This window comes from Streptomyces sp. NPDC051776 (assembly GCF_040681345.1).
Taxonomy (GTDB): Bacteria; Actinomycetota; Actinomycetes; order Streptomycetales; family Streptomycetaceae; genus Streptomyces.
On sequence record NZ_JBFAYQ010000014.1, the window covers coordinates 47493 to 63209 of the forward strand.

The 15717-nt window shown below is 72.0% G+C and carries 10 protein-coding genes; all 10 read right to left on the reverse strand.

Features of this window, described 5'->3' with window-relative positions; translation table 11 throughout:
- Positions 1 to 1137 carry a M50 family metallopeptidase gene (locus AB0M26_RS13940; protein ID WP_365259555.1) on the reverse strand — a complete coding sequence of 379 codons (1137 nt, stop codon included), beginning with the start codon at positions 1135 to 1137 and terminating at the stop codon, positions 1 to 3.
- Positions 1134 to 2252 (reverse strand): lantibiotic dehydratase C-terminal domain-containing protein, encoded by a 1119-nt coding sequence (locus tag AB0M26_RS13945; RefSeq protein WP_365259558.1) that lies wholly within the window; start codon positions 2250 to 2252, stop codon positions 1134 to 1136. Before AB0M26_RS13945 ends, AB0M26_RS13940 begins: the two co-directional genes overlap by 4 nt.
- Positions 2249 to 4939: a lantibiotic dehydratase gene (locus AB0M26_RS13950; protein ID WP_365259561.1), complete on the reverse strand. Its 2691-nt coding sequence runs from the start codon at positions 4937 to 4939 to the stop codon at positions 2249 to 2251. Before AB0M26_RS13950 ends, AB0M26_RS13945 begins: the two co-directional genes overlap by 4 nt.
- Before the next feature lie 31 nt (positions 4940 to 4970).
- Positions 4971 to 6578 carry a SagB family peptide dehydrogenase gene (locus tag AB0M26_RS13955; protein WP_365259564.1) on the reverse strand — a complete coding sequence of 536 codons (1608 nt, stop codon included), beginning with the start codon at positions 6576 to 6578 and terminating at the stop codon, positions 4971 to 4973.
- Positions 6579 to 6592: 14 nt separating this feature from the next.
- Entirely contained in the window at positions 6593 to 8557 is a 1965-nt protein-coding gene (locus AB0M26_RS13960) for a TOMM precursor leader peptide-binding protein (RefSeq protein ID WP_365259808.1), read from the reverse strand.
- Positions 8558 to 8717: 160 nt separating this feature from the next.
- The gene (locus AB0M26_RS13965) at positions 8718 to 11009 is read right to left on the reverse strand and encodes a TOMM precursor leader peptide-binding protein (protein ID WP_365259567.1); all 2292 of its coding nucleotides are present in this window, start codon (positions 11007 to 11009) and stop codon (positions 8718 to 8720) included.
- A gap of 4 nt (positions 11010 to 11013) precedes the next feature.
- Positions 11014 to 12840 carry a BTAD domain-containing putative transcriptional regulator gene (locus tag AB0M26_RS13970; protein WP_365259570.1) on the reverse strand — a complete coding sequence of 609 codons (1827 nt, stop codon included), beginning with the start codon at positions 12838 to 12840 and terminating at the stop codon, positions 11014 to 11016.
- Positions 12841 to 12846: 6 nt separating this feature from the next.
- On the reverse strand, positions 12847 to 13122 hold the full coding sequence (locus AB0M26_RS13975) for a hypothetical protein (protein ID WP_365259573.1): 276 nt from the start codon (positions 13120 to 13122) through the stop codon (positions 12847 to 12849).
- Positions 13123 to 13547: 425 nt separating this feature from the next.
- A complete protein-coding gene (locus AB0M26_RS13980; protein ID WP_365259576.1) occupies positions 13548 to 15032 on the reverse strand; it encodes a SulP family inorganic anion transporter in 1485 nt (494 codons plus the stop codon).
- A 72-nt stretch (positions 15033 to 15104) separates the two neighbouring features.
- Positions 15105 to 15698 carry a carbonic anhydrase gene (locus AB0M26_RS13985; protein WP_365259579.1) on the reverse strand — a complete coding sequence of 198 codons (594 nt, stop codon included), beginning with the start codon at positions 15696 to 15698 and terminating at the stop codon, positions 15105 to 15107.
- Positions 15699 to 15717 lie beyond the last annotated feature (19 nt).

A 15717-nucleotide genomic window follows, 5' to 3' on the forward strand; every position in this document is an offset into this window, starting at 1 on the left:
TCACAGAGTCGTCAGCAGGAAGAGGACAAGTGCTGCGACGGCTGCGACCAGGGCGCAGATGACGAGCACGGTGCCGAGCACGTAGGTGATGTAGGCGATACGTGCGCGGCGCGGATAGGCGGCGGCCGCCGGATCGCGCCGGACGGCCAGGGCGAGATAGGTCCGGCTGGAGGCTGCCAGTCGGGTGGCCCCGGCCAGTTGGGCGGCGATCTTGTAGCCGTCGAGGGGCGGCAGCGGGACGAGCATGGCGAGGGCCTGGGCGCTGCCGAGGAAGACCATCCCCCCCAGAGCGTCGTGGGTGGCCTCGTCCGAGGGGACGAACAACCACGCGGCGCAGAAGGGGAGCAGGAACAGCAGGTTCATCACGGCCCCGGCCACGGCGGTGGCGATCCGCTGCCCTCGGGTCCGCAGATAGAGGTAGTTGCCGACCTCGCAGTACATCATGATCAGCGGAAGCCGCCAGCGCAGGCCGATCTCGGTGACGTGCCCGCCGTAGTGCCGGGCCGTGACGCCGTGCGCCAGTTCGTGAAGTGTGGTGCTCAGCCACATGAGGCTGCCCGCCCCTGCCAGCAGGACGGGATTGCGGAGCAACCCCCATGCGCCGAGCACGAATTCGCCCAGGTGCAGCAGCATCACCACCTCCATGCCGGCGACCATGAGCAGCATCGGCACCATCGCGTACGGGCTGAGGAGAAAGCGGGTGGCGCGGTGCAGGCGGGCGGTGGTCGCATCGGCGTCGGTGACCAGCCGCCGGTCGCCCCGCATGAAGCTGTTGCGGGCGTGCTTCCGTCTCTTCCTGGACCGTGCCCCGGCCGACATGGAGGTGACGGAGGCACGCTCGGTGCCCTGCAGCAGCCCGCGGCTGCCCAGCATCCCCAGGATCCGCTGCCAGTTGGTGTCACCGAGCCTGCGGCCGTACTCCTGCGCGTAGTCCGCCCCGATGGCCTCCAGGCTGCGGGTGCCGTCCATGCGCGAGATGAGGAAGTACTCCTTGACGCCCACCTCGAACGACCGGCCGCTGTCGGCGTCCTTGATGAGGTGGACCGTGCGGGCGCCGTGCAGCATCCCGCTGCTGATGAGGATCCTCTTCCGCAGCGCCGGGCGGTACTCCGCCAGTTGGGCCTCGGCCGTCGTCATGTGCCTGCCCCGACGGTGAACTCCCGCAGGACGCGCGCGAGGACGTGGGAGAGGTACGCCTCGTCGCGGATGGTCACGTGCAGCCGGTTGTTGGTCATGTGCATATAGGGGGAGAGCAGGCGCGGCAGGGCCTTGTCCGGGTCGGTGAACGGTACGAGCGACCCGTCCGCGGACGGGAACACCAGCTCTCCCCGGACCGACAGGTCATGGGCGCGGTCGCGCAGTTCACGGCAGTGCGCCGCCCAGCCGTCGACGAACGCGGGAAGCCTGCCCGGCTCGCCCGAGGCGACGGCCCGCCGGATGTGCCCGAAGCGGCGGGCAAGATCGGGGGCCATCTGGGCGTAGTTGCGGTCGTACTCGTCGGTGCCGATGAAACCGGTGTCGGGGAACGCCTGGTGCCAGAACTGGTAGTAGCTCTCCAGATAGCCGGCGAGCCGGTCGCCCTCGGGCATGAAGCAGCCGGACATGACCATCATCAACTGCGCGGACGTGCCGAGCAGCACCGTGCGCAGATGCAGGTTCTTGGTGCGGAAGGCGTCGATGACCAGATCGCTGGAGCGGCGGAAGTGCCACTCGGCGAGCTCGATCCCGGCCGGGCCGCCGTACTTGGCGTACTCCGGCTCGTAGGGCTCGGCGCTGCGCGAGTTGTTGGGTTGCAGCCGCATGCGGCCCTGGTCGTCCAGGTACGCGGTGCGGTCGGCCTCGGGGAACTCGATCTGGAACAGCGCGTCGTAGAAGTCGCGGAGGAAGCCGGAGTCCACCTCGTAGAGTGCGGGACGCTCGGCGAGGAAGGCGTCGACCGCCTCCTCCGTCCGGCGCCGCACCTCAGGCTCGGCCTCGGGCGAGGTGGGACGGATGCGCAGCCGGACGTGCGGGCCCTGCAGCCAGTAGTTGATGAAGAAGTAGTTCGCCAGCAGCCCGTCCGCCTCGAGAGAGGCGATGAGGGGGCGGATGCACTGGAGGAACATCGGACGGGGGTTGGCGGCGTAGAAGATGTGCGTCGCCTGCCAGGCGCCGCGCCGCTCGCCGCTCGCGGTGCCCGTGCCCGTGCCGCTCGCGGTGCCCGTGCCCGTGCCGCTCGCGGTTCCCGCGCCCGTGCCGCTTCCGGTTGTCACGTCTCATCACTCCCTCGGGTGGAGAACACGGTCTCCACGGCAAGTTCCGCGACGTGGCGGCCGCGGTCGGAAACGGCGTGCAGGCCGTCCTCCTCGGGCAACATCTCCCGGAATGCCACGCGGGCCCCGGAGTTCTTCAGCAGCGCCTCGAACGCCGTGAGCGACAGGAAGCTGTCGAAGTCGACACAGCTCGGCTTGGACCCGGTCGCGCCGCGCCCGCCCCCGTCCGACACGGTCGCGAAGACCCGGTCGGGAAGCCCGTGCGCCCGCCGCCACCGGTGCCACTCCAGGAACCAGTCCTCGTCGCTCACCCCGGGCGCGCGCAGCGGCAGGACGGATGCGGGCGCGCTCCATCGCCGGCGGCTGAGCACCACGTTGCCGTGGCGGACCCGGGGGCGCCGGGTCACCCCGTTCTCCGACTCGCTCTCCGGGATGCCGCCCCAGACGTCGAGCGGTGCGATGGACGTGGGGGAGAGCAGGAGCAGGGTGCGCGGGATCTCGGGCAGCGCGAGCGGTACGAGATAGCCCAGGTAGACCGGGACGACCTCGCGGCCGAGCCGGGCCGAGCGCAGCACGAGCCGGTCCCCGGCCTCGTCGTGCTCGATGTACAGGTCGTCCAGGCGGAGTTGGCACTCCGCCGGAAGCGTGCCGGTCTCGCCGGGGCAGATGATCTCGTGGTCGGTCAGCCGCCCGTGCAGATTCAGATTGCTGGTCACCGAGCCGCCGGTGACCTCCGCGAAGACCACACCGTCCGGTTCGATCGTCCCGGCGTGGGCGCGCAGCTCCTCGTCCAGCCCGTCGAAGCAGTGAGTGAAGCGGCTGAACGGGAAGCTCAACCCGCCGAACGAGCGGTTGAGCACGAACAGCGGCCCATCCGCCCCGTCCGAGAGCTGGAAGTGATGGCTGAGGGTGGCGAAGTCCGGTGTGACGGTGGTGAGTTCGCCTGCCACCTCCTCGAGGAACGCCCCGTCGAGGCACAGCTCCCCGCTCTCCTCACCTCCGGCCGCCGCCTCGCTCCATGCATCCCACAGGCTCCGCATCCGGCCGGAGAACGCCTGGCGGGCCGTGTCGAGGGCCTTGATCTGGGGGAGCCCCAGCCAGTTCTCCTCCGGTACGTACCGCCCCTCGGCGTCGTACGCCTTCCGGCCCGCTGTGAACGACAGGTACTGGTCGAAGAAGTCCTCGTGGAAGTCGTGCACCAGCTTCAGCAGGTCGTCGCAGCGCCCCCCCTGCCCGTAGCGGGCCAGGAAGAAGCCCTTGAGCGTGATGCGCTGAGGCAGCGTCAGGTCGAATGCGGGCAGCACGCGCTCCACCGCCCTCAGCGGCCCCTCCGCCAGCTCCGTCCAGGCGGCCGGATCGCACGCCACGTCACGTCCGGCCACCGCGTCCTCGTACAGCACCGTCTGCGGCACCTTCGCCCGTTCGGCGCCCAGATCCACCTGGATGCGACGCAGTCCGCCGCGCAACTCCTGCAGCAGGCCCCGCCGTTCGGCCGGACTGGCGTGCGCGAAGCGTTCGACATACGAGGCCGGCCCTTCCAGCGCCTGTGCCAGCTCCTCGGCCCAAGGCCGGTCGAGGTCCCGCAGCGAGTCCTGGAAGGCGCGCAGCGGATCGATGTCGTGGACGCCGGTGCGCAGGCCGGGCACCTCGATCATCCCGAGACCGAGCAGCGCCTCCAGATAGCGCTCGCACTCCTCCTCCGGTGCCTCTTGCTCGGCGGCCAGCCAGTGGACCAACTCCCCATAACGCAGGACGGGTTGCTGCTCGAAGAGGGAGATCATCCGCTCCAGCGTGCCGCTGCGGCGCAGGAAGAACAGTCGGTCCTTGACGGAGTCGAAGGTGACCGCGGTGTCGTCGTCGCCGGCCGTGACCAGTCGCCGCACATAGCGCACCCGGTCGTCGTCCCGGCCCCAGCCGGAGGCGAGGGAGACCGGCAGGTCGGCGCGCCGCTCACGGTGGTCGGTCACGGCCTCGGCGAGCCGCCCCAGTGCGACCACATTCAGTTGCGGATGGCTCGTCCAGTCCGTATCGATCCGCACGGTGCGGTCGCCGGCCGCACGCCCCTCGGCCCGCTCGAACGCGCCCAGCGCCACACCGGTGAAGGTACTGAACGGGCTGGTCTTGCACGCCGTCCGGTAGAGGTACGCCACGACGGACCGCTCGATCTTGCGCTGCCGCTTGTCGGGGCGGGGGCCCGCCGTGGCCACGAAGTCGTCGATCTGCGCGTCCAGCGACGGTGAGGCGAGCAGCAGTCCCCTGCGCAGCCGCTCCTCGCCCGCGAGACGCCGCAGCTCCTCCCGGGAGCGCCCCAGGTCGGCGGCGACCAGCCCGGCGCCCTGGGCGCGCCGTGCCTTCCACTCCCGCCGCTCCTCCAGCCAGGCGGCCAGTACCTCGGCCGTGGACGCGTCGAGCGCCGCGACCAGGTCGACGGCGGCACCGGGGTCGCGCGGGAGACGGTTGTTGAACACCTCGCGGCGCAGGGCCAGCAGCGTCCGCCGCCTGGACTCGTCCGTACATCCGCCGACCAGCGCGTGCAGGCGGTCCCCGATGGACTCGCCCGCCGCACGCAGTCGGTCCTCCTCGGTCAGGACGTCGTCCGCCCAACGGCGGCTCTCCGGGCAGCGCAGTCCGTGCACGGACTCGACGGGGAGCCCGGCGACGCGGAGCATGAACCGGCGGCTCAGCATGGGGAGTTCCTTCCTTCCGGTACGCATCCGCTCAGGCGATCTCGTGCCGGAAGTCGGCCGGATCCGGCCGCTCGTTGCCGATCATCATGATCAGCAGCGGAGCCTCACCGGTGTCCTCGATGCCGAGTTCCTCGATGTACGAGATGTTGTCGAAGCCCAGGGCGACACCGCAGCCCAGCTCCATCGCGGAGGAGGCGGTGTAGAGGGTCTGGGCCATGGCGCCGATCGTGGCGTTGACCAGGCGGTAGCCCCGGTCTCCCACGGCGTCCAGCACTGCGGCCGTGCGCACCGTGGCGACCAGCACGGCCCCGGCCTGTTCCAGGTTGTAGTTGGCCAGGAAGTAGTTCTTCTGCAGGAACAGCCCCAGCGGGCCGTCCTTCACCAACTGCAGTTCGTGTGCGTCGGGGTCGTAGGCGTACGCGCCCGGCGTGATCCCTTCGGTATGGCTCACGATCGCGTACAGCTTGGCCAGCGGCGGATCCTCCGTATGCCCGGTGTCACCGCCGAGCCGGGCACCGGCCTGCGCGGCGGCCAGGCAGGTGGCGAGCTGGGCAGCGGAGATGGGGCGACGGGCGTCGAAGCGGCCGAAGCTGCTCCGGCGGCTCCGCAGCGCGGTGCGCACATCGGTCGTCAGGGGCTCGGCCGGCGGCAGCGGCAGCCGCTCGCTCTCGCCGAGGGGCGGGGCGGCGGCCGGCGCGAGGGCGCCGGGCGCGGGGCGGGCCGTGGCCTGCTCGGCGGTGGCGGCCTGCATCGTGAGGACCGCATCGAAGGTGAGGACCGTGCGCGACCGTTCGACGTCGCGGTGGCGTACGGAGGCGTTGGCGGCGGTGGTCGGTGCGGCTGGGGCGGACCGTTCCCCGCCCTCCCACGCCAGCGGGATCACCGCGAAGATGCCCTCTTCCTCCGTGCGCACCCCCAGCAGCCGCGCGAGACGCTCCTCGTCGAACCACAGCGCGGGTTCCACGGACAGCCCGCGGGCTCGTGCCCACATGCGCCAGGTCTGCACGGCCGCGCCGAGGTCCATGCTCACGACATGGAAGGAGAAGCTGTTGTACTTGAAGGCGTTCTGCCAGTGCTTGACGCCCACCACGAGGTACTGGTCGGTGGAGCCGGGCCCCGGCGCACCCTCGCCGAGCGCCGCCCGCACCTCCCCGGACACATCACCGGTGAGCAGCCGCTGCATGGCGTGGTGCCGGGTGGCGTAGTAGTGCACGCCGGGCGGCAGAGGACCGCTCGGGCCGGAGATCCAGTAGATGCTGAGCGGATAGAGGCCACCGCCGGATGCGGTGCCCCGCGACCAGTTGGCGAGCGGATAGAACGGCAGCGCGTTCAGATCGCTGTTGGCCTGCACTCCGAGCCGGCGCCCGGTCAGCCCGTAGGAGTCGAGCAGCATGCCGGAGAGCGCGGCGAGGTCGAAGGGTCTCTCGCCGCCCGGCGGTTCGGTGCCGGACAGATCGAGACCGCGTTCCAGCGTGGCCTCGGCCGGATAGTCCCCCGTGGGCAGCGGCAGGCTGTCCACGCCCGGGTAGTACTTCGTCTTGCGCGGTCCGTCGGGCCAGTTGGGGACGAAGCCGATGGGCTCCATGCCGACCCGGTTGCGCCGCATGATCGCGGCGGCATAGTCATGGGCGTACCCCATGGTGCGCTCCTCGGTCAGGGGAAGGGGTGCGGGGCCGGGTTGAAGTCCGCGGGCGTGAGATCGCGGTCGCGCAGTCCGGCCTCCCGCAGGGCCGTGCGCAGCCGTGGCATCCGCAGCGCCCGCTGCTGCTGCCATCCGAAGTCGATCGGCAGCAGGCCCGGGACGATGACGGAGACCGTCGTCAGCCCCAGGTCCCGCTGTTCGGGCATGGTCTGGTCGACGACGATCACGTCGAAGCCTGCGTCCGTCACCGCGCGGACGCACATCAAAAGGTCGTCGCGGACGTCCGCGGACGGTTCGGGAACCGAGCCGTCCCCGTAGAGCTCCGCCATCGGCCGGCGCGGCGGGCGCGGGGCGCCCGGCTCGCCGATGAGGAAGTGGGCGTGGTCGCCCATCTCAGGGATGCCGTACGCCAGCGGATGGTCGTGCAGGGCCTCGACCTTGGCGAAGTCGGCGGCCATGGCGCGCAACCGCTGCTCGTCGCGCTCGGTCCTGCCCTGGAGGTTGACCGCGTCGGTCGCGATTTCGCACAGGGCGCCCGCCACTGCGGCCTCGGGGTCGAGACCGGCTCCCGCGCCGAAGCACATCCGGCCCAGTCCGCCGTCGTGGCGGACGGCGACGCCGGTGACGACGGGGATGGGGAAGGTGATCCGGGTGTCGAAGAAGCGGGCCTCGTAGCCGTACATCTCCAGCCGGTCGACCATGTGGCGGGTGGCGGCGCGGGTGCTGGTGCGCGGGTCGATCTCCGGGAGGGCGGCCCGCCCGTACCAGGCGATGAGGAAGGCGTCCCGTTCGACGATCTCCATCAGCCCGAAGTAGGCGGCTTCCTCCAGACAGCCGCCGGACGCACAGCCGTTGGAGCTCTCCTGCACGAACCGGTTCTCGACGCCCGGGGCGTGATAGTACGTCAGCACCTCGGGCACGAGCACCGGTCGGCCGTCGCGGAGCGACCAGCCCCACACCCAGGGGATCTCCCGGCCGGGTGTGAACGGCGGGATGTAGGGGTGCGCTCGGTTGAACTCCTCCGAGTACAGCCCGCATTGACGCGGGTCGAGGGCCCGCTCGCCCGCCGCGAGCAGTCCGTCGAGCGAGTCGCGTACGGTCGTGGTCTTGGCGCGGGACCGCATCCCCGCGTACCGTTCCAGGCCTTCCAGGACTCCGATGCGCACGCTGTCCGCGAAGGTATCGGCGTGTCCGCCCCAGAACGTCTCGCGCAGATACTCGCCCGAACGCATGGAGAAGCAGCCGATGGTGGCGGACGTCGAGGTCGAGGACACGTCGTGGACGACGGAGGGGCCGAGGGCCCCGCACACGGGATTGGCGTAGGGCTCGACCGGCAGGTCGTAGGTGCGCAGATCCCGTACCCGGAACGTGCCGGCCTTGTGCTCGGGCGCGGGCCGGAGTGTGAGGGCCGCCGCCTCGGCGGTGTCCTCCTCGGACCGGCCGCACCACGGGCACTCGGGGTCGGGGACGAGCGGGTAGCGCCTGATCTCCAGGGTCTCGAGGTCGACGAGATGGACGGCGGGGAACGGGCCCCGGTCCTCACCGGCGCCCCGGCCCCGGGCCGCGATGAGACCGGCGAGTGCGGTGGCGGCGAAGGGCGTGGCGTACGGCGACGGGCCGGCGGCCCGGGTGCCGGAGCCCAGTTCGAGCGCCTCGCGGAGCGCGATCGACCGTACGGACTGCCAGCGCCGCGTGAGGCAGCGGGGGCAGGGCCGCTGCGGGCCGGCCCGCCCGGAGGGCGGTGGGAAGGGACCGGCGACGGCGTGCCGCCCGTAGAGGTGCACGGGTACGGCGGGGGAGTCACCGGCGACCGCGGCCAGGACGTGGCCGGGGCCGGTTCCCCGTTCGGGGCCGGGTGCCGGAGCCGAGGCGGCCGGAGACGAGGAGGCATCGTCCGCGAAGGCGTTCCGTACGCCCAGCAACCCTATGCCGACGGCCGCGGAGCTGCCATGGGCGGCGAGATCCCTGCGCAGCATCTCCGCCACCTGCGCGCAGGAGCGGGCCAGGGGCTCGGGCGCGCGGGAGGTGGCGCCGTCCTTGGCGCCCGCGGGGGCGCCGGGTGCCCTCGTGGTTCGCCCCGCCTTCGCCGCACGGGGCCCGCCCTCCGGCACGCCCCCGTCCGCGCGGCGCACGGACTCAGTTCGCATCGGTGCCGCCCCCGGTCCGGACGGTGAGGAGGACGCGCGCCGTTCGGATACCGCCGGCCGGAAGGTCCGCGGGCGTCGTGGGCACGATCAGGACGTCCCGGCCGGCCGCGCGCAGCCGGTCGAGCAACGCGTCCCACGTGATGGCGGAGGAGCCCGCGGGCACTGGCCCGTCCGTCACCGCAACGGTCCCGGGATCGAGGTCGACGACCAGCGGGTCGCCGGTGTCGACGGACCTGCCGTCGGCACCGGTCTCGGCGGCGATCTGAACCGCGCCCAGGAGATCCCGCAGTGCCGCCGACGCCGCGGCCGCCCGGGACAGATCGCAGCCGACGGCCCAGCGCGCCGTGCCCTCGCCGCCGCTCTCGCGGGCGAGGACGGCATACGCGCCGGAGCGCTCGCTCTCACCCAGGTCGAGCAGGTCCACCCCGATACCCAGGTTGCGCGCGGACTTGAGCAGGAACACCAACTCCGGGTGCAGATCGGCCTCTTGAAGCCCGTCCTCCGCGACCGGGCTCACCCGTGCGGATCCGCGGACGGCATGGAGCAGCGCGTCGTGCGACAGGGCGGAGAGCAGACCGCGGCCCGCCGCCTCCTGCGGCGTGGCGCCCGCACCCGCACCGGCGCTGGAGGCCAGATGCAGTCGTACGCGGTTGTACGGGCCGAAGGGCCGCACCGCGGCCGCCGGGACCAGCACCTCTTCCTTGGTCAGCAGCGAGGAGGCGGGCGTCCAGGCCGTCACATCGACCTCCGTGGCGCCCGTACCGCCGCCGGTGGTCAGGGCCGCCGGGCTCAGCGTCGCCTGGCCGGACGCGGAACGCCCCTCCTCGGCGGTGGCCGGTGCGGCCGGGGCCCGTACCGGCACGACGCGTTCGACGTATGCCTCGGCGGCCGCGTACAGGGCGCGCATCCGGGCACCGGCCAGATGGTGCACGTCGAACGCCGCGATCGTCCGCCGCAATCCGTGGCCCAGTGCGACCTCGACACGGCTGACCTTGAGCGGGGTCTGCGTCAGTTCCTCGTCGTCGTAGCGGCAGAAGACGCCGGCCAGGGGGCGGACCAACGCGTCGCTGGTGCGGTTGAGGTCCTCGACGAGCCCCTCCGCGTCGCGTGCCGTCTCCACGGTCGGAGTCCGGGGGAGGGAGAGACCGGTCGCCAGCACCTGCCCGGCCTCCTCGGACGCGTCGTCCCCTGGCCGGCAGAGGGCGCACTCGGGGTGGGGGTGGAGCGGCTCCGCGACGACGTCCAGCGACTCCAGGTCCTGGACGAGGACCTGACGGTCCGTCTCGGCCGGGAGGGCACCCGTGGTGAGGCGGAAGACCTCGTAGCCGAGGAGGTTGCCGGACATGGCCGCGACCGGACCGGTGAGCGCGCCGTCCACCGGGGCGGGGGCGGACCGTCCGACGGCGGCCTCGCGCCAGATGTCGGCCGCCGCCCCCGCGTCGACGTTGGCACCCAGGCGCAGCAGCGCGCAGGACCAGCAGCCGCTGGAGCCCGCGGTGCTGAGCGGCCCGATGACGGAACGGTTGCCGAAGGTCCACGCGGGGATCAGCGTGCGGCCCGGAGGCACGCCCTCGGACAGCAGTCGGTGAGCACGGCGGGACGCGTCGGCGCCGGTGACCACGACGACGTCGTAGTCGGCGAGTTCGTCCCAGCCCGGGTGCGCGTGCGCGCGTTCCGGCGGGGACTCCGCAGGAGCACCGGGGCCGCCGAGCCGCACGATCTCCACCGGGCAGCCGTCGGCGGCCAGGCCGTCCGCCTCGGCTCGTACGTCGGGGAAGTCGCGCAGCACGCCGATCCGGGCGCACCCGTTGCGCAGCAGGCTCAGGGCGCACCACTGTGCCACCGCGTCGCCACCGAGGACCGCGACCCCGGTCTCGCGGAAGCGGCGGAAGCGTTCCGCCGGACCGTCGGCGTAGTGGTCGACGTAGGCGATCTGCGCGGCGAATCTTCGGGCCGCGTCCGCTTCGGGCCCCGCCTCCGGGGCCGCGGTGTCCCCGGGCGGGATGTCTCGGGCGTAACCGCGTTTGTAGAGGGTCTTCACCAGTTCGGCGGCCATGGTCTGCTGGGCGGGGCCGAAGCCGTCGCAGATGGCCGACAGTGTGTGCTGGCCGTTCAGATGCGGGACGAGGAGGGAGGCGAAACGGTACGCCGTACGTCCCGTCAGATGGAATCCGCCGTCGGCGTTGTGGAAGAGCACGCCTCCGGGGGTCTCGGTGAAGAGAACGTCCCGGTTCACGCGCGGCCGGGTACCTGCCAGCGCTTCGAACGCTTCTGGAGCCATGGGGTCAGACTTTCTGTGTGGTCTGGGTGTGTTGGGACGCCCTACGCGCATAGATGCGGAGGAGCTCATGCATCCGGTACGGGCCGGGCGGCCCCTCCTCGAGCAGCCCGGCCTCGGCCAGCCGCTCCAGTACCTCCTCGGCCTCGGCCACCGGGAGGCCGAGCGCCTCCGCGGTGTCCTCGGTCCTCACCTTGTCGTGGGACCGGGCGCCGATCCGGAGAAAGGCGTCGGCCAGGCTCGGGCCCAGGCGGTCCAGAGCCTCGCCGAGTACCTGCTCGACGGACATGCCGGGGTCGTCGGTGAGCGAGAGCCGGGCCATCGGGTCGTCGGCCAGCCAGCGGACGCTGTCTGCGAGGCCGAGTCCGGGGCGGGTGAGCAGACGGGCCGTCAGGATCCGTAGCGCCAGCGGGTAGTGGGCGCACACGGCCGCCAACTGCCGTGCCGCGTCGGGCTCGGCATCCACCCGCTCGGTGCCCAGGACGGCCACCAGCAGTTCCCGGGACTCCGCCTCGTCGAAGGCGCCCAGCCGGTGCACCGAACCGCCGTGGGTGGCCACCAGTCCTGCGAGGCCCCGGCGGCTGGTGACGACGGCGGCGGCGCCGGGTGCGGAGGGCAGGAGGGGACGGACCTGGCCGGCGTTGACGACATCGTCGAGGACCAGCAGGATGCGGTCGCCACCGCCGTTGCGGGCGTTCCGTGCCCTGAACTCCTCCAGTTCCGCGGACACTTCGGCGGGGCGGCGGGGTTCGCCGCCGGGGCCGGTCATCGTCACCAGGAACCGTCCGCCGGGAAAACGGTCGCGGACGAGCTGGGCGACATGGCAGGCCAGTGCTGTCTTCCCGATGCCCGGGGCGCCGGAGACCAGCACCGTGGCCGGGCCGCCGGTCTCTCCCGTGAGCCGGGCCGCCATGGCCGCGACCTCCGCGGACCGTCCGCTGAACGACGGCACCGTGGGAACCGACGGCAGCACGGCGGGAGCGGCGGGAGCGGCGGGAGCGCTGGTGGCAGGTGCGGGCTCCTTCTCCTCTTTCGCCGGCTCCGCCGTGAGCGCGAGGATCTGCGGTGCGGGACGTTTGCCGGAGGCCGGGCCGAGATCGTCGCCGCGGAGGATGGCCAGTTCGAGCCGCTGCAACGCAGGGGAGGGGTCCACCCCCAGCTCTTCCAGCAGGTACTCCTTGACCCTCCGGTACTCCGCCAGCGCCTCCGTCTGACGCCCCGTCCGGTACAGACACTCGATGAGCTGCTCCCGGAACCGCTCGTGGCCCGGGTGGGCGCGCGTCGCGCTCCACAGCTCGACGAGCGCCTCGCCGCAACGGCCCAGCGCGAGTTCGAGGTCGCAGGCGCGCTCCACGCACCGCAGCCGCTCCTCGGTCAGCCGCGGGACCTCGTCGCGGTGCAGGACGTCGGACCGTACATTCGCCAGCAGCGACCCCTGCCACAGCGCCAGGGCGCTCTTCAGGACGTCGAGCTCCGTCTCCGGGTCGTGGCTCAACCGGGCCGCGCGGCGGACGCATTCGCGGAAACCGATGAGGTCGAGGTGCTGCTCCCCCGCGACGATCCGGTAGCCGCCGGGCACCGCCTCGATGGGCGTCTCGGTCACCCCGTGCTTGGCGAAAAGCCGACGCAGCCGCAGGACGCACGTCTGCAGAGCGGCCTTCGCCGTGGCGGGCTGGACCTCGCCCCAGACGGTGCGCAGCAGGTACTCGGCCGAGACGACGGAGTTGGCGTGGAGCAGCAGGGAAGCGAGCAGGATGGTGGGCTTGGACGGAGCGAGCACGACGGATTCCGGCCCGTCGGTGATGCTGAGCGGGCCGAGCAGTTGGAAGCGCATCGCCGCCTACTGCCAACCGTTGGCGCAGGCGCGGAACTCCGCGGGCGGGGCGGGCCGTTGGAGACCGGCGGTCGCCCCGGCCCAGAGGTCACAGAAGGTGTCGAGAAGGGGTTGCGGAATCAGGGGCGAGGCGACCCCGGAGAGGTGCCGCGGCGACGACGGGGGACCCTCCGTCGAGGTCGCCGCCGCAGCACCGGCTGATGTGTACAGGACCGCCGCACCGAGTCCCAGGACGAGCGCCGTCCGCGCCCAGAGTGTTGGTCTGCGGGAAACTCCGGTCACGTTCTCCCCCTTGCCGTAGCTGGTCAACTAGCGGGCACGCAAGACCATGCCAGCGAGGGAGGGGGCGTAACAGACAGAAGGCTGACAGCTTGTTGCACGCGTGGAGGCAGCATGCTGTCAGCGCTCAAGTCCGTGTCCAGGCGCCCGGTGACTTTGGTCCGCGGCTGCCGAGGAAGCGGCGGGACAGGCCACGCGGCCGACGCGTGTGCGCTGCGGATGATCATGGATCGTTGACCGGTCGCCGTACGGCGAGGGGTGCGCCGTTTCGCTACCCAGGCCCCGATCGGAGCTGAGCCGAGGGGGAAGTCGAGCCCGCCGGACCCCGTCGTCTCGTCCGTACGAGGCGCGGGGCCGGCCGGGCCCGGTGGTCCGGCCGGCCCGTCCCGGGAGCGGGCCGGAAGTCCGGTCCGAGCGCGGCCGTGTGGTCAGACCGAGGTGCCCACGGGCTCCCTGGCCCCCTCCTCCTTCTCCGTGATCCGGACCCGGGACCCGGCCTCGTTGTGGCGCGTCACCCAGGTGTCGAGCGCAGTGGTCGACGCCAGGTCGCGGTGGCGCAGCCCGGTCAGGTCCAGCTCGACCGGGCGGTCGGCGGGCAGAGCCTCCAGGGAGTCGAGGATGACGGGCAGGCGCAGGAACGTGGCGTTGCCGGTGAGGGATACGCGGATCGCCCCGCTGCCCGTGTCGGCTGACCGGATACGGACGTGGGAGGTGTCCCAGGCCAGCTTGACGATGGAGAGGCCCAGCCCGATGAGAACGCCCTCGAACATGTTGACCGTCACGATCGCCAGCGCCGTGGCCACCAGGATGACGGCCTCCATCCGGTGCTCGCGCCACATCGGGACGATGCGGTCGGTCGGCAGCAGCTTCCAGCCCGCGTGGACCAGAACGCCGGCGAACGCCGCGAGCGGGATGATGCCGAGGACCGCGGGGAAGAAGACGGCGAACAGCAGCAGCCAGACGCCGTGCAGGACCCGCGAGAGCTTCGTCCTCGCCCCGGCGTTCACATTGGTCGCGCTGCGGACGATGACGGCCGTCATCGGCAGGGCACCGAGCAGACCGCACACGGTGTTGCCCGCGCCCTGGGCCATCAGCTCCTTGTCGTAGTCCGTACGCGGTCCGTCGTGCAGCCGGTCCACGGCCGCGGCGCTGAACAGGCTCTCGGCGGAGGCGATGAGGGTGAAGGAGACGACGGTTCCGATGACACCGACCTGGGCGAGCGCTCCGAAATCGCCGCCACCGGGAAGGTTGACGGACTCGAGCAGGCCCTGCACCTCGACCTGCTTCAGGGGAAGGCCGAACAGCCAGGTGACGACTGCGGACAGCACCACGGCGACCAGCGCGCCGGGCACGAGGCGGACCCGCCGCGGCATCCGCTGCCAGCCCAGCATCACCAGGACGGTCCCCGCCCCGATGCCCAGGGCCGACAGGGCGTGGGGCGAGCCGAGGACGGTGGAGACCAGGCCGGGCAGTCCGGCGATCTTTCCGAGCCCGCTGGAGGGCGAGGACTGGTCCGCCATCGCGTAGAGCTGTCCGGCGATGATCACCAGGCCGACGCCGGCGAGCATGCCCTCGACCACGGAGACCGAGACGGCACGGAACCAGCGGCCCCATCCCAGGAATCCGAGGAGCAGCTGGATGAGCCCGGCGGCCAGGACGATGACGCCGAGGGCGCCGAGACCGAACTCGCGGACGGCCTCGGCGACCAGCACGGTCAGACCGGCGGCGGGACCACTGACCTGCATGCTGCTGCCGGGCAGCATGCCGACCAGGATGCCGCCGACGATCCCGGTGATCAGACCGGTCTCGGCCGGGACACCTGAAGCGACGGCCACACCCACGCAGAGGGGCAGGGCGACGAGGAACACGACGACCGACGCGCTGAGATCGCGGCCGAAGGAGGGGGGAAGCATCAAGGACCTCTCGGTTCTGTCATCCGCGTCATCGGGAGACGACGGGTCGGGAACGGCGTGCGGCACCACGGCTCACAGGGGCAGGAATTCCTCGACTCCGGCGCGGTGGGTGCTGACACGGCCGGTGTGGACCTCGTAGAACCAGGCATGCAGGCGCAGCCGTCCGTCGGCGAGCCGAGCGGACACACAGGGGTACGTACGCAGTGTCCCGAGCTGGATCAGGATGTGCTCCTGCACGGCGCGGGCGATGTCGGGCACGGTCGCCCCCGAGCCCCGCGGCGCGCTGCTGACGGTCGGCTCCCGCTCGAGCCAGCCCCGCACCGCCGGTACGGCTCCCAGATCCGCCCCGGTCACCAGCGCGGTCACCGCGCCGCATCCCGAATGTCCGCAGATCACGATGTCGGAGACGCCGAGCACCTCGACCGCGTACTCGATGGTGGCCGCCTCGCCCGTGGCGTGCACGGCCGAATAGCGGGGGACGACGCCCCCCGCTGTGCGCAGCTCGAACAACTCGCCCGGCCTGGCACCGGTGATGAGCGCCGGGACGACCCTGGAGTCGGAGCAGCTGAGGAACAGCGTGTCCGGCGACTGTCCGGCTTCCAGATGGCTCAGCTCCGCCCCTTCGCGGCTCGCGAAGCTCCTTGCGTGGTCGATCAGTGCGTGCACGTCGCTCTCCCCTTTGCTC